We start from the raw sequence: 13455 nt of genomic DNA on the forward strand, positions 1-13455 counted from the left end.
GTCGAAGCCGGGTACGGCTCACCCGGAGGACGTAGGATGTCATCATGACTGCCAGCGCTCCCCACCGACTTGCCCGTGTCCGCCCACTGTCTTCTACTGTTGCCGACGAGCATTTCTTCGTGGCCAACGACGCGCCGGATTTCGGCTCAGCCGGCGGCCTGTCCTGGACTGTTATTGATTCCCCCTTCGAGGCGTCCCGCGCAAACGCCAACCACCCGGCCCGGCCGGGGTGGGAGACCGGCACCGTAGTAGACCAGGAGTCCTTCACTTTCCTGGCCCCGTCCGTCCCCGCCAATGTCTTCGGCATGGCGCATAACACCGGCCAGGCCGGCCGGAACCTCCCGCCGCAGGCCTTCCACAAGGCGGCATCCAGCGTGATCGGCCCCGGCGACGCCATTGAACTGAGCTCAACGGTGGGCTACGTGGACCCGGAAGCGGAACTGACCGTCGTCGTCGGGCGCACCGTCCGCGGCCTGACGCTGGAGACTGCCCGGAGCGCCATCCTTGGCTTCACCATCGGCAACGATGTCTCGGCACGCGATCTGCAGAAGTCGGACGAACTGTGGATCAGCGCCAAGAGCCAGGACACCTTCACTCCCGTGGGCCCCTGGATTGTGACGGACCTCGACGACTCGGACCTGGCCATCAGCATCGTCCACAATGGCGCCGAACTGAAGGCCGCCAGCAGCGCCGACCTCGGCTGGAAGGTGGACGAAATCCTCGTGTACCTCAGTTCGTTTATGACCCTGCACGCCGGCGATCTGGTCCTCACCGGCTTCCCGGCGGAGTGTGCCCGCATCCAGCCCGGGGACACTGTTCTGTGCCGCGTGGAGGGCATTGGCGAGCTCAGCAACCCGGTCAAGGCTGCGTCCTGGGAGGAAACTCCTGCCTGATATGTCAGGCTTAGGCAATGGAATCCCCTGCTGCGCCCAGTGCCCAGCTGACGCAGCAGCCCACCCGTGGCGCGCCTGCCACCAGACACTACCGCGGAATCTTCAGGTTTCCACTGGTCCGGCAGCTCCTCCGCTTCACCGGCGTCGGCATTATCTGCACCGCCACGTCGCTGGCTTTGTATGCGTTGCTGCGCCCCTGGCTCGGACCGCAGTTGGCCAATGCGGCCGCCCTGGTGCTGACGTCCCTGATGAACACGGCGCTGAACCGCAGGTTGACGTTCAAGATCTCCGGGCAGCGCCGGATGGCCCGTGACCACCTGAACGGCATGATCGTTATTGCCGTTGCGCTGGTCACCACCGGCGGCAGCCTGGGCGTGCTGCATTGGCTGCACCCGGACGCCAGCGTGTCCGATGAACTGTGGACCACCACGCTGTCAGGCTTCGTGGCCACCGCCGTGCGGTTCACGATGCTGCGGCATTGGATTTTCCGCCGCGCCCGCCATATCTAGCGGCCGAGGGTCCTGACGCGTCCGACGGCGGTGCCCACTGCTGCCGCCGCCTGCTCGAGTTCGTCTGCGGTCACGTCTGACGCGAAGCTGAACCGCACGGCCGTCTGCGCCACTTCGGCGTCATAGCCCAGCGCAGTCAGCACCGGCGACGGCGCATCCGAACCCGCGGCACACGCCGAACCACTCGAGCACACCACACCCTGCCGCTCGAGCTCCAAAAGCACGGATTCGCCGCTGGTACCGGGGAAACAGAACGACGCTACTGACGGCAGGCGTTCCGTCCGGTGCCCGGTAAGCAGGGCTCCGGGAACGGTGTCCAGGATGGTGGCGATGAAGTCTTCGCGGAGAAGAGCCACACGGGCGGCGAGTTCCGGCCGCTCGGCGTGGGCGAGCGTCAGTGCCGTAGCCAGCGCCACGGCGCCGGCAACGTTTTCGGTCCCGGACCGGCGGCCGCGTTCCTGCCCGCCGCCGTGCACCAGGGGCTCCACGCGGGTCCGGCCGCGGACGTACAACACGCCGCACCCCTTGGGCGCGCCGAGCTTGTGGCCGGAAATGCTCAGGGCGTCCACGCCCAGCGCCTTGACGTCCAGGGGCAGCCAGCCTGCGGCCTGGACGGCGTCGGTGTGGAACGGGATGCCCAGCCCGGTGGCGACGGTGGCCAGTTCGGCGACCGGCTGGATGGTGCCCACCTCATTGTTCGCATACATGACGCTGACCAGGGCAGTCTCCGGCCGGAGCATGGCGGCGAGCGCCTCCGGCGTCACCCGGCCGGTCCCGTCCACCGGAACCACGTCCACGGTGAACCCGTGAAACCGTTCCAGGTAGCGCGCAGACTCTTCCACGGCTGGATGTTCGACGGCGCTGATCACCACGCGGTTGAGGGCCGGGTCCGCAGCCTGCCGGGCCAGGGCAACGCCCTTGACGGCGAGGTTGTCCGCCTCCGTGCCTCCCGAGGTGAAGGTGACCTCGCCCGGACGGCAGCCGAGCACCTTGGCCACGGCCGCACGGGCGCCTGCGAGCGCGGACGCCGCGGCCTCGCCCAAGGTGTGGTGGCTGGAGGGGTTGCCGAACTCGCCGCTCAGGTAGGGCCACATGGCCTCGAGGACCTCGCGGCGGACCGGGGTGGTGGCGGCAGCGTCGAGGAAGATCATGGCCGTTTCAGCCGACGCTCAGTTCGACGTCCAGGCCGAGGTCCAGCGCAGCCACGCTGTGGGTGAGACCGCCGATGGAGATGACATCCACGCCCGCCGCTGCGATGTCCTCGACGGTGCCGACATTGACGTTGCCGCTGGCTTCCACAATTGCGCGTCCGTCCACCTGCTTGACACCGGAGCGGAGCTCGTCGAGGGTGAAGTTGTCCAACATGATGGTGTCCACACCGGCGGCAAGGACAGGTTCAATCTGCTCGGCGCTGTCCACCTCCACTTCGAAGTGCGTGGTGTGCCCCAGCTGGGCCTTGGCCGCGGCGAGCAGGGCGGTGAGCTTGGCGGGGTCTCCGCCTGTCATCACGGCCAGGTGGTTGTCCTTGGCCAGCACGGCGTCGGACAGGCTGTACCGGTGGTTGGCTCCCCCACCGCAGCGGACGGCATAGCGCTCCAGCACTCGCAGGCCGGGCGTGGTTTTGCGCGTGTCCGTAATGCGCGCCTTGGTGCCTTCGACGAGCCGGACGAATTCCGCGGTCTTGGTTGCGATGGCACTCATCCGCTGCACAAGGTTCAGCCCGACCCGTTCGGCGAGCAGCACCGAGCGGGCGTTGCCGGTGACGCGCGCGAGGTGCGTGCCGGCGTCGAACCCTGCCCCGTCAGCGAGCAGCAGTTCCACGTCGGTGTCCGGGTCCACAAGCTTCATGGCGTCGCGGAACACCGTTCCACCGCTGAAGACGCCGGGCACCCGGGCGTTCAGTACCGCGGTGGCGCGGGCGTCGGCCGGGATCAGCAGCTGCGAGGTGATGTCACCGTTGGGCGCGTCCTCGGCAAAAGCCCGCTCCAGGATGTCCCGGACGGGTGCTGCGGGGAGGGTCAGGCTAGTCATTGACGAGGCTCGCTTTCCGGCTCATGGTGTAACGCTTATCAGAATGTTCGACGGCGGCATTCCCTGGCACGCTGTCGCTGCGGTAATGCGCCCCCAAGGATTCCCGCCGCTCCCGCGCGGAATGCACAAGCAGCTGCGCCGCCAAAAGGAGATTGGCATCCTCGTGCTCCCGGGGATCGAGGGAATCAGGCACATCGATGGGAAAAACATCGGCCGTCCATGCAGCCAACTCCGCCCCGGCCTCCCGCAGTAAGCCGCCGCTACGAAGCACCCCAGCGTTAGCAGTCATCAACCGCTGAAGAGCCACCCGGGAAAACGGCCCAGCCTCAACGAACGAAGACTCAGCAGGCCCGGGTGCCGGGACCGTTTCAAACTGCCAGGAAATGGACGCTGACGCGTCGTTGAACATCACCGGCAGTTCCGGAGGTCCCGATAGCGCCGTTGTTGCGTGAGCGGCCGCACCGGCCGCCGAGCTTGCGAGGCGATCGCCGGTGCGAGGCGAGAGCGCAGGCGCCGAGGGACTTGCGGAACTGCTGCCCAGGAACCCTTCGACAGCCCGCCGCCCAAAAACAAGACCTTCGAGAAGGGAGTTGCTGGCAAGCCGGTTGGCACCCTGGACACCGGTGCAAGCAACCTCGCCGGCGGCAAGCAACCCGGGTACAGAGGTCCGCCCGTAGAGATCGGTAAGGACGCCGCCCATCCAGTAGTGCGCGGCCGGTGCCACGGGGACGAGTTCCCGGGTCCAGTCGATACCGGCTTGGCGGGTGCGGGCGCTGATGGTCGGGAATCGCTTTTCGAGGTAGCCCTTGCCGTGCAGGGCCTCGACCACCATGGCGTCAAGGAACACGTGCCCGTTGGGATCCCCCAGGGTAGCGAGGTGCAGGGCGATGCTGCGGGAAACGACGTCGCGCGGGGCAAGTTCTGCGTCAGCGTGGTAGGCGGGCATAAAGCGTTCGCCGTGGGCGTCCAGCAGGATGGCGCCTTCGCCGCGCACGGCTTCGGAAATCAGGAGCGGTTCAGCTCCGTTGCCGGCTGCCTCAAGGGCATCGGCCGGGAGCACCATGCAGGTGGGGTGGAACTGGAAGAACTCCAGGTCCGCAACTGCGGCTCCGGCCCGCCAGGCGAGCGCCAGCCCGTCGGCAGTTGCCACGGCGGGGTTGGTGGTCTGGGCGAACAGCCTTCCCGCTCCCCCGGCGGCCAGGAGCACGGCATCGCCGCGGATGGCGAGTTCCCGCCCGTCGTGGAGGAAATTCACGCCGGCCACGCGTCCTTCGCTCTGGGCCAGGGACGTCACCTGGGCGTGCCCGATGACCTGGATCCGGCCAGCTGCCTGCGCATCCAGGACGGTCTTGATGAGCGCCCTGGCCACCCCGGCACCGGTTGCGTCGCCGCCGGCGTGCAGGATCCGCGGCGCGGAATGGGCGGCTTCGAGACCCAGCGAGGGGTCGCCGTCGTCGTCCATATCGAAACGCACGCCGAAGCGTTCCAGGCCGGCGATATCCAGCCGGGCCTCCGTGCAGAGCACGCGGACGGTCTCTTCGTCGCAATGCCCGGCCCCGGCCTTCAGCGTGTCTGCGACATGCGCGGCCACGGTATCTCCGGGCGCGGGTTCGTCGAGCACGGCGGAGATGCCTCCCTGGGCGTAGTAGGTGTTGCTGTCCGCGAGCGCGCCCTTGGTCAGCAGCACCACTTCGACGCCGGCGTCGGCGGCAAGCAACGCGGAGTACAGTCCCGCAATGCCGCTCCCGACGACGATCAGCCGCCGGGGTGCCGGACCACCGGCTGGGCCATCTGCGCTCATGTGGGGCTCGTTTCGGTTTCCAGGGTTACAGCGGGCGGGACTGCAGAGGCGGGGCTACAGGGGACGCGCGGCGAGCATACGCTCGAGCGCGGTTTTGGCGTTGTCCTGGACGGAATGGTCCACACTGATGCGGTTGACGATGCGTCCTTCGACGAGTTCCTCCAGGACCCAGGCGAGGTAGCCGGGGTGGATGCGGTACATCGTGGAGCAGGGGCAGATCACAGGGTCCAGGCAGAAGATGGTGTGCTGCGGGTACTCGGCGGCGAGCCGGTTAACCATGTTGACTTCCGTGCCGATCGCGAAGATGGCTGGTTCGGTGGCGGCCGCAATGGCCTTCTTGATGAAGTCGGTGGAGCCGGCGGAATCGGCGGCGTCCACCACCTCCATGGGGCACTCGGGGTGCACAATCACGTTGACGCCGGGGAACTCGGCGCGGGCCTTTTCGATCTGGCCGACGTTGAAGCGCTTGTGGACCGAGCAGAAGCCATGCCAGAGGATGACGCGGGAATCGAGCAGGGCCTGTTCATCGTTGCCGCCCAGTTCCTTGCGCGGGTTCCACATGGGCATCTGCTCCAGCGGCACACCCATGGCCTTGGCGGTGTTGCGGCCCAGGTGCTGGTCGGGGAAGAACAGGACCCGCTGGCCGCGCTCGAACGCCCATTCCAGGACCACCTTGGCGTTGGAGGAGGTGCAGACGATGCCGCCGTTGCGGCCGCAGAAAGCCTTCAGGGCGGCGGAGGAATTCATGTAGGTGACCGGAATGACCGGAACCCGCCCGTCGGCGTCGGCCTCGGCACCGAAAATTTCTTCCAGCTGTTCCCAGCATTCCTCCACGGAGTCGATGTCCGCCATGTCCGCCATGGAGCAGCCGGCGGCGAGGTTGGGCAGGATGACAGCCTGTTCCGGTGTGGAGAGAATATCCGCGGTCTCGGCCATGAAGTGCACGCCGCAGAAAATGATGGCCTCGGCGTCAGGCCGGGTGAGCGCGGCGTTGGCCAGCTGGAACGAGTCCCCCACGAAGTCGGCGTACTGGATGACTTCGTCGCGCTGGTAGAAGTGACCCAGGATTACGGCCCGGTCGCCCAGCTTTTCCTTCGCCGCACGGATGCGGACGTCCAGTTCGGCATCGCCGGCGCGCTTGTATTCCTCCGGAAGCTGGCCTTGGCGGGGCGTGGCGGCCGGCGCAACGTCCGCGCTGGAGGCGCCGGGGCCATAAGCCGGGGCACCGGCGAGCGCCTCGGCGAGGTCGTATTCCCACGGCCCCTTGGCGAGCTCCGGGCTGCAGGTGGCTGCTGTTTTGCCTGCAGCCGCGCTCCGGGACGCGCTTTCGGCCTGTTCGCGCGTGATCAGCTGGATGGCTGTGTTGACGCTGCTCATGGTGTGCTCCTGTTGTCGGGATCAAGGCCTGGGCGGCCGGTGAAGCGGTAGAGACGTGGCGGGCGGTGCTTGCCGCCCTGGAGGTACTCGCCGGTTTCTTCGATTTCCGGCGTGGATTTGAGCTGGCGGCGGAAGTTGGCCGGGTCCGGCCGGGTGTCCAGGACGGCTTCGTAGACTTCGCGGACCTGGGCGAGGGTGAAGTACTCGCCCAGGAAGTGGTAGGCCACCGAGCCGTAGGCCAGCTTGTTTCGCAGGCGCCGGAGCGCGTACTCAACAATGGCGTTGTGGTCGAAGGCCAGGTCCCCCACCTTGTCTGCCCTGAACCACTTCACGTTCTCCGATTCGTCGGCCAGGGCGGCCTCGGTGGGCTGGACCAGCGCCCAGTAGACGATGGACACAACGCGCTGCGTGGGTGAGCGGTGCAGCCCACCGAACGCATAGAGCTGCTCCAGGTAGCTCGGCGTGAGTCCGGTGGTTTCCCGGAGGTTTCGGGACGCAGCATCCTGCAAGGATTCAACATGCGTCAGCGGTCCGCCGGGAAGTGCCCAAAGGTCTTTGTACGGCTCACGAATCCTGCGGACCAGGGGAAGCCACAGGGTAGGCCGGCCCGAGGATTCGCTGGGCCGCAGGGCGAAAATGACGGTGGAGATGGCGAGGGAGGGGGCAGCGGTGGCCCGCTCGGAGACGTTCGCTGAACTGCTGTACACGGTCACTCACCCGCTTCCTGCTTCTGGGCTTCATTGCCATCATCTAGTTATAGTCAATATGACTAGAACTGATTCTACGGGCACATTCCCCTGATTCAAAATGTTTCGCCGACCGGCCCGCTCGTGTGAAGTCGGTTGATGTGAGCGAGCAGAACGCCATCCCCGGGAACCCGAACCTGGCGGCATCAGGCCTGGGCACCCAGGAATTTTTTCAAATCGTCACCGTCGTTGCACGTCCGTTGCCCGCGGGCCAGCGACTTAGGCGGTAAATTCAAGTGGTCCCCGCGGGGGGCACCAACCCTAACCCCCAAGAAGGTTCACAGGCATGACATCGATTTCCACGGAAGTGCGGCCGAAATCCCACCTCGGCCATACCATGAAACCCCGGCAGCTCACCATGATGGGGCTGGGCAGCGCCATCGGAGCCGGCCTGTTCCTGGGTTCAGGGGCCGGCATCCAGGCCGCGGGGCCTGCCGTGCTGATCTCCTATCTGGTCGCCGGGACGCTCATCATCCTGGTGATGTGGGCGCTGGGCGAGATGGCCGCTGCAAATCCCACGAGCGGCGCCTTCTCCGTGTACGCCGAACGGGCGCTGGGAAAAACCGCCGGCGCTACCGTGGGCTGGCTGTGGTGGCTCCAGCTGGTGGTGGTCATCGCCGCGGAAGCCCTGGGCGCAGCGGGCCTCCTGTTTTCCGTCTGGCCGGTTATCCCCGTCTGGGCCCTGGCCCTGATCTTTATGTTCGTGTTTACGGCCATCAACCTGACGGGTGTCAAGAACTTCGGCGAGTTCGAATTCTGGTTCGCCATCCTGAAGGTTGCCGCCATTGTGGCGTTCCTGGCCGTGGGGGCCGCCCTGCTTCTGGGCCTCCTGCCCGAGGTAGCTTCGCCCGGGCTAGCTAACGTCACCACTGATTTTGCTCCTGCCGGGCTTGGCGGAATCGCCACGGCATTGTTCGTCGTGATCTTTGCCTTTGGCGGAACCGAGATCGTTGCCGTGGCCGCCGCGGAAACGGAGGACCCGGAGCACAGCGTGGGCAAGGCGATCCGTACGGTGCTGTGGCGCATCCTGGTCTTCTACATCGGGTCGGTCTTTGTCATCGCGGCAGTCCTGCCGGCATCCTCCGAAGGACTCGCCTCGCCGTTTGCCGGCGTGCTCGACGCGGCCCGAATCCCTGGCGCCGGCACGGCGATCACCCTGGTTGCCGTCGTCGCGCTTCTCTCCGCACTTAGCGCCAACCTCTACGGCGCGTCCCGAATGGTGTACTCGCTCGCCGAACGGGGCGAGGCTCCCCGGTTCCTGGCCAGGCTCAGCGGCGCCAGCGTGCCCATGGTGGCGGTGGGCGTGTCGGTGGCGTTCGGCTTCTTCGCCACGGTCCTGGAGCTGCTGTTCCCGGACCGGATCCTGCCGGCCCTGTTCCAGCTGGTCGGATCCACGTGCCTGGTGGTCTGGGGCACGGCCCTTGTCTCGCAGCTGATTCTCCGACGCCGCGCGGACCGGGACGGTGCCGAGCTTCCGCTGCGGATGAAGGGATTCCCGGGCCTGACCATCTTCGGACTTGTCCTCCTGGGACTGATTTTCGCTGTGGGCTTCAGCGCGGAAAGCAGCCGCGGCCAGCTGCTGAGCACCTTTGTTCTGGTCGCCTGCCTCGCGGCAGCCTGCTGGCTTGGCGCCCGGCCCACCACCCGCGATCGCCAACCCAAGTAGCTGGAGTCGCTCTCTACCCACGCACCGGGCCTGAAGGTGGTGTCGCCGTCGAAACCGCAGCAGGCCTACCACCTCCTCAAGTACGCGGCCTCACGTCCGGATCCGGTGATCTTATGTCGGCGAAGTCCCGCCGAGGACGGCGTGGACATCGAGGTCCTCGGCGACCGGGTGGAACGGAACCGGCCGCTGGTGGAGGTGGAAACGAGCAAATCCGCTGTTGAACTGCCCAGCCCGCAGGCAGGTAAAGTGGTCCGTATCTTCGGTGGGGCAGGCGACAGGATCAATGTCGGCGAACCCCTGATCGCGTTCGAGGTGCCGGACAACACTGCCGGAATCGTGGGCACGGTCCCGAAGGACGAGGCACCGACGCGCTGGGTCCGCCTGAGCGCCGTACTTGATGAGGACTGACACCATGAGCGGCAGGCACACCGGCGAGATGCATTCCCACACCGTTGAGGGCACTGACCCCCAACTTTTTGTGGAGGTGCACGACCCCCAGAAAGACGCCGGACTGCGCCCAGTGCTGCTGCTGCACGGTTTCTCCTCTTCCAGCAAGCTCAACTGGCATGACACCGGCTGGGTGGCGGCCCTGCTGGAGGCAGGCCGCCGCGTCATCACCGTGGACCTGCCCGGACATGGCCGCAGCGGCGCTCCCGAAGACATGGACTCCTACTCCCCCAGCCGGATCCGCGCGGACCTGCTGCAGATAGCGTTCGACGCCGGCGTGCGGCCAATGCGCAATGGTGACCCCACCAGCGGGGTTGACGTTGTGGGCTATTCCTTGGGCGCCCGGCTCGCCTGGGAATTCGGCGCCACCCAGCCCGAGATCGTCCACCGCCTGGTCCTGGGCGGACCGAACATCGCCGATCCGCTGGCGGCCTTTGACCTCATCGCCGCCCAGAACTACCTCGCCGACGGAACCCCCATCGCGGACCCGTCCACATCCGGCCTGCTCAAGATGGCCATGCTCCTGCCGAGCAACAACATCTTCGCGCTGCTGTCCCTGGTGGATGCCATCAAGGCCGAGCCGTTCGATCCTGCCGAAGCCGTTCCACACATGCCGATGCTTCTTGTGGCCGGCGACCAGGATGAACGTGCGGCCACCATGCCGCAGCTTGCCGCACTCGGAATCCGGGCAGGGTCCATGGCTGAACAGCTGACGTTGCCTGGCCGCAACCACACCAACGCCATCACCAGCCGGGCTTTCAAACAAGGCGCCATCGCCTTCCTGGGGGTCTGACCAGTGCGCGGCTGATCCCTGACAGGGATTTCATAGCTCCCGCATAGGTTCCGCTGCTTGGATCCTCAGATGCACGATCCTTCCCAGCCACGCGCCCGCCGCACGGTCGCCGCCCTACGCCGCCGTTCCGTCCTGGTGGCTGCAGCCGGTTTCCTCGCTGTGGTCCTGATCGCTGCCCCCTACATACTGGCGCCTGCCCGGCCCGGGCAGGGAGCGGCATCGCGCACATCAATTGGCATCGACACCATTGCAAGCTCCGCCCCGATTGACGCGGGCCTGGACGCAGCCATCGATGCCATCATCGGCGCCAACCGTCAGTACCAGGTGGGTGTTGCGCTGATGGCTACCGACGGCGGGGATGTGCACCAGTACGGCGTGGAGGAACCGTTCGAGGCAGCGAGCACGGCCAAGATCCTGACCGCTGCGGCCTATTACCACCTCGTGGAGGAGGGTTCAGCGTCCCTCGATGATCCGCTGGGCGGGTTCACCTCAGAGTTCCAGATCCAGGCGATGGTCCAGGACAGCAACAACGAATCGTGGAGCCTGCTGATGGACGCTGTGGGCCTTTCCGAACTTTCGGAGTACGCCGCCTCCATCGACGTCACGTATGACCCCGGGGTGAATACGCTTTCGACCGCCGAGATGGCCCACATCCTGGCGGAACTGTTCGAGGGCCGGCTCCTGGACCAGGAGCATACGGAGCAGCTCCTGTCCTACATGCAGGACACCAACTACGAAAACCTCATTCCGGCCGCAGTTCCGGACGGCGTCACCGTCTTCCACAAATACGGGCTGCTCGATGACGAACTCCACGACGCCGCCATCCTCTCGATGTCCGCCGGCAGCTACGTGCTGGTGGTTTTCACGAAGGGTGCCGACCTGAGCGACATCCTTGAACGGACGGTGTTGATCCAGGAAATCACCAAGGCTGTTACCTCCGCCCTCTCGTAACTCAGCAGCGGTGGGAGGAAGTATCCCCGGTTCCCGGCGCGGCAGCAGAAGGTAGGCTGGAAGCGGGGCGGAGACAGCCGGAGAGGGAACAATGAGCACGCGTTTTGAAGACCGCACCGATGCCGGTGAACGGCTGGCGGCGGTGCTCACGCAGTTCCGGGAACGCCCCGACACCATCGTCCTGGGGCTGGCCCGCGGCGGCATCCCTGTGGCCGCCGCGGCTGCCAAGGCCCTGTACCTGCCACTCGGCGCCGTTCTGGTCCGGAAACTCGGCATCCCCGGCCACGACGAAACAGCGTTCGGTGCGCTGGCCTGGTCGGGAGGCCGGATAGTGCGCCTGCTCAACCGTCCCTTGGTCACCCGCATTCTGGACCACGGCGTCCGCCAGGAGTGGCTGGACGAAGTGGAGAAACGCGAGAGGGCCGAGCTGCTCCGCCGGGCCGCGACTTACCCGGGGATCAGCAACGACCTCACCGGTCAAACAGTTCTACTGCTCGACGACGGCCTGGCCACCGGAGCCACCATGCGCGCTGCCGCCGAGGCAGCCCGTTCCGGTGGTGCGGCACGCGTCGTCGCCGCAGCGCCGGTGGGTTCGGTGGAAGCCTACACGGCCGTGTCGCGGGTGTGCGACGCCGTGCTGTGCCTGCATCTGCCGGGCAAATTCCGCGCCGTTGGCAGCTTCTACCGGCACTTCGAACAATTGGCCGATGAGGACGCCATCAGCCTGCTGAACCAGTAGGCCCGATGGCAACACCGGGCCCTCACGGCGCAACCTGGCCTCACGGCAGAACGGCGGACCCAGACCAGATGGCCCGAACCCGCCGTTCTGCGATGCGTACAACTTTAGTGGTGGCTGCTGACGCCGAGCGGGTTGCCCTTCGTCTCCTTGGCAAGCAAAACCCCGACAGCCGAAATCACGCACAGGATCATGATGTAGATGCCGATGGATCCGGTCCATTTGGTGCTCTGCAGCAGAGTCTCGGCAATGGTTGCAGCGAAAGCACCACCCAGGATCGCACCGAACGCGTACCCGATGGAGATGCCCGAGTAGCGGACATTGGCCGGGAACATCTCGGCGTACATCGCCGACATGGGGCCGTAGGAAAGGCCGAGGCCGATGGTCAGGACGAAGAGCGCCACACCGTAAAGCCAGATGTTCCTGGTGTCGATCAGGGCAAACATCGGGATCATCCAAACGAAGATGATCGCATAACCGATCAGGAACGTCTTGACCCGGCCGATCCGGTCCGAGAGCCAGCCGCCTGCGAGCGTGAAGATCAGCCAGCCGAAGGAAGCAAGCGTGGTGGCCAGCAGGATTTCCGGGACCGGCATCTTCAGCGTCCTGGTGGCGTAGGAGATAAAGAAGGCAATCAACAGGTAGCCAGCGGCGTTGTTGCCGATGAAGATCATGGTCGAGTAGAGCACGGGCCTCTTATGGTTACGAATGAGCTCGCTGAGGGGCGCCCTGCTTTCGGCCTTTCGGGCCGCCATCTCCTGGAAGACGGGGCTCTCGGCCACAGCCCGGCGGATCAGGTATCCCACCACAATCAGCACAATGGACAGCAGGAACGGAACCCGCCAGCCCCACGAAGCAAAGTCTTCTTTGGACATGTTCGAGTTGAGTATGAAGAGCAGGCCGGTGGCCAGGATCATGCCGACCGGGACACCGATCTGCGGGTACGCGCCGAACACACCTCGCCGGCTCTTGGGGGCGTGCTCCACTGCCATCAGGGCAGCGCCGCCCCATTCGCCGCCGGCGGAGAAGCCCTGGGCAATGCGGAGGATGATCAGCAGGATGGGGGCCCAGACGCCGATCTGCGCGTACGTGGGCAGCATGCCGATCAGAGAGGTGGCTGCGCCCATCATCAGGAGGGTGAAGACCAGCATGGCCTTGCGTCCGAGCCGGTCACCAAGGTGGCCGGCAACCACTGCACCCAGCGGGCGGAACAGGAAGCTGATGCCGATCAGCGCGAAGGACAGGATCTGGGCCAGGCCCGGATTGGATTCGTTCAGCGGAGCCAGGAACAGCGGGGACAGCAGCGTACCCGTCAGTTGGGCGAAGATGAAGAAGTCGTACCACTCGATGGTGGTGCCGACCAACGTTGCTGCGAGGACCTTGCGTTCCTCGTGCTTGCTGCTCGGGCCCGCCTCGGAATCGACGCGTGAAGTTTCGGTCATTGGAACTCCGTGGCTTGGGGCAGCCTGGTTGGGGTTAATGGCTGCCGACGGTGGATTTAGGCC

13 protein-coding genes are annotated in these 13455 nt (G+C 66.0%); 7 read left to right on the forward strand and 6 right to left on the reverse strand.

Features of this window, described 5'->3' with window-relative positions; genetic code table 11:
* The first annotated feature begins 44 nt into the window (after positions 1 to 44).
* Both FYJ92_RS11695 and FYJ92_RS11700 read left to right on the forward strand, forming a co-directional pair.
* Positions 45 to 893, forward strand: coding sequence for a fumarylacetoacetate hydrolase family protein (locus tag FYJ92_RS11695; protein WP_185260879.1), 849 nt, complete (start codon positions 45 to 47; stop codon positions 891 to 893).
* A gap of 17 nt (positions 894 to 910) precedes the next feature.
* Entirely contained in the window at positions 911 to 1402 is a 492-nt protein-coding gene (locus FYJ92_RS11700) for a GtrA family protein (RefSeq protein WP_185260880.1), read from the forward strand.
* Here the strand turns inward: FYJ92_RS11700 and FYJ92_RS11705 are convergent.
* The 5 genes from FYJ92_RS11705 to FYJ92_RS11725 are packed head-to-tail and all read right to left on the reverse strand — an operon-like array spanning position 1399 to position 7318.
* Positions 1399 to 2553 (reverse strand): cysteine desulfurase family protein, encoded by a 1155-nt coding sequence (locus tag FYJ92_RS11705; protein WP_185260881.1) that lies wholly within the window; start codon positions 2551 to 2553, stop codon positions 1399 to 1401. The two genes, FYJ92_RS11700 and FYJ92_RS11705, sit on opposite strands and share 4 nt — an antisense overlap.
* 7 nt (positions 2554 to 2560) lie before the next feature.
* Positions 2561 to 3433: a carboxylating nicotinate-nucleotide diphosphorylase gene (gene nadC / locus FYJ92_RS11710; protein ID WP_185260882.1), complete on the reverse strand. Its 873-nt coding sequence runs from the start codon at positions 3431 to 3433 to the stop codon at positions 2561 to 2563.
* On the reverse strand, positions 3426 to 5234 hold the full coding sequence (locus tag FYJ92_RS11715; RefSeq protein WP_185260883.1) for an L-aspartate oxidase: 1809 nt from the start codon (positions 5232 to 5234) through the stop codon (positions 3426 to 3428). The genes nadC and FYJ92_RS11715 overlap by 8 nt, the downstream gene beginning before the upstream one ends.
* A 54-nt stretch (positions 5235 to 5288) precedes the next feature.
* On the reverse strand, positions 5289 to 6611 hold the full coding sequence (gene nadA / locus FYJ92_RS11720) for a quinolinate synthase NadA (protein WP_185260884.1): 1323 nt from the start codon (positions 6609 to 6611) through the stop codon (positions 5289 to 5291).
* Positions 6608 to 7318 carry an NUDIX domain-containing protein gene (locus FYJ92_RS11725; protein ID WP_185263778.1) on the reverse strand — a complete coding sequence of 237 codons (711 nt, stop codon included), beginning with the start codon at positions 7316 to 7318 and terminating at the stop codon, positions 6608 to 6610. The genes nadA and FYJ92_RS11725 overlap by 4 nt, the downstream gene beginning before the upstream one ends.
* Positions 7319 to 7643: 325 nt before the next feature.
* Here FYJ92_RS11725 and FYJ92_RS11730 point away from each other — a divergent pair, with 325 nt between their 5' ends.
* From FYJ92_RS11730 to FYJ92_RS11750, 5 genes are all read left to right on the forward strand, one after another.
* Positions 7644 to 9023, forward strand: a complete 1380-nt coding sequence (locus FYJ92_RS11730; RefSeq protein WP_185260885.1) for an amino acid permease — start codon at positions 7644 to 7646, stop codon at positions 9021 to 9023.
* A gap of 105 nt (positions 9024 to 9128) precedes the next feature.
* Positions 9129 to 9431, forward strand: coding sequence for a biotin/lipoyl-containing protein (locus FYJ92_RS11735; RefSeq protein WP_370526264.1), 303 nt, complete (start codon positions 9129 to 9131; stop codon positions 9429 to 9431).
* Between the two features lie 4 nt (positions 9432 to 9435).
* Positions 9436 to 10263, forward strand: coding sequence for an alpha/beta fold hydrolase (locus FYJ92_RS11740; RefSeq protein ID WP_185260887.1), 828 nt, complete (start codon positions 9436 to 9438; stop codon positions 10261 to 10263).
* 69 nt (positions 10264 to 10332) lie between these two features.
* Positions 10333 to 11214, forward strand: a complete 882-nt coding sequence (locus FYJ92_RS11745; protein WP_185260888.1) for a serine hydrolase — start codon at positions 10333 to 10335, stop codon at positions 11212 to 11214.
* Positions 11215 to 11305: 91 nt separating this feature from the next.
* Positions 11306 to 11953 carry a phosphoribosyltransferase gene (locus tag FYJ92_RS11750; RefSeq protein WP_185260889.1) on the forward strand — a complete coding sequence of 216 codons (648 nt, stop codon included), beginning with the start codon at positions 11306 to 11308 and terminating at the stop codon, positions 11951 to 11953.
* A 104-nt stretch (positions 11954 to 12057) separates the two neighbouring features.
* Here the strand turns inward: FYJ92_RS11750 and FYJ92_RS11755 are convergent, their stop codons facing one another.
* On the reverse strand, positions 12058 to 13392 hold the full coding sequence (locus FYJ92_RS11755; RefSeq protein WP_185260890.1) for an MFS transporter: 1335 nt from the start codon (positions 13390 to 13392) through the stop codon (positions 12058 to 12060).
* Positions 13393 to 13455: the final 63 nt, after the last annotated feature.

Origin of the sequence: Pseudarthrobacter sp. NBSH8 (assembly GCF_014217545.1) — a bacterium.
In the GTDB taxonomy this organism is placed as follows: domain Bacteria; phylum Actinomycetota; class Actinomycetes; order Actinomycetales; family Micrococcaceae; genus Arthrobacter.

What these genes read in the sequence shown, in the direction of transcription:
- FYJ92_RS11750 (WP_185260889.1), top strand. Translation starts at nt 11,306, where the DNA reads ATGAGCACGCGTTTTGAAGACCGCACCGATGCCGGTGAACGGCTGGCG.
- nadC (WP_185260882.1), bottom strand. Translation starts at nt 3,433, where the DNA reads ATGACTAGCCTGACCCTCCCCGCAGCACCCGTCCGGGACATCCTGGAG.
- FYJ92_RS11755 (WP_185260890.1), bottom strand. Translation starts at nt 13,392, where the DNA reads ATGACCGAAACTTCACGCGTCGATTCCGAGGCGGGCCCGAGCAGCAAG.
- FYJ92_RS11740 (WP_185260887.1), top strand. Translation starts at nt 9,436, where the DNA reads ATGAGCGGCAGGCACACCGGCGAGATGCATTCCCACACCGTTGAGGGC.
- FYJ92_RS11715 (WP_185260883.1), bottom strand. Translation starts at nt 5,234, where the DNA reads ATGAGCGCAGATGGCCCAGCCGGTGGTCCGGCACCCCGGCGGCTGATC.
- nadA (WP_185260884.1), bottom strand. Translation starts at nt 6,611, where the DNA reads ATGAGCAGCGTCAACACAGCCATCCAGCTGATCACGCGCGAACAGGCC.
- FYJ92_RS11695 (WP_185260879.1), top strand. Translation starts at nt 45, where the DNA reads ATGACTGCCAGCGCTCCCCACCGACTTGCCCGTGTCCGCCCACTGTCT.
- FYJ92_RS11730 (WP_185260885.1), top strand. Translation starts at nt 7,644, where the DNA reads ATGACATCGATTTCCACGGAAGTGCGGCCGAAATCCCACCTCGGCCAT.
- FYJ92_RS11745 (WP_185260888.1), top strand. Translation starts at nt 10,333, where the DNA reads ATGCACGATCCTTCCCAGCCACGCGCCCGCCGCACGGTCGCCGCCCTA.
- FYJ92_RS11700 (WP_185260880.1), top strand. Translation starts at nt 911, where the DNA reads ATGGAATCCCCTGCTGCGCCCAGTGCCCAGCTGACGCAGCAGCCCACC.
- FYJ92_RS11705 (WP_185260881.1), bottom strand. Translation starts at nt 2,553, where the DNA reads ATGATCTTCCTCGACGCTGCCGCCACCACCCCGGTCCGCCGCGAGGTC.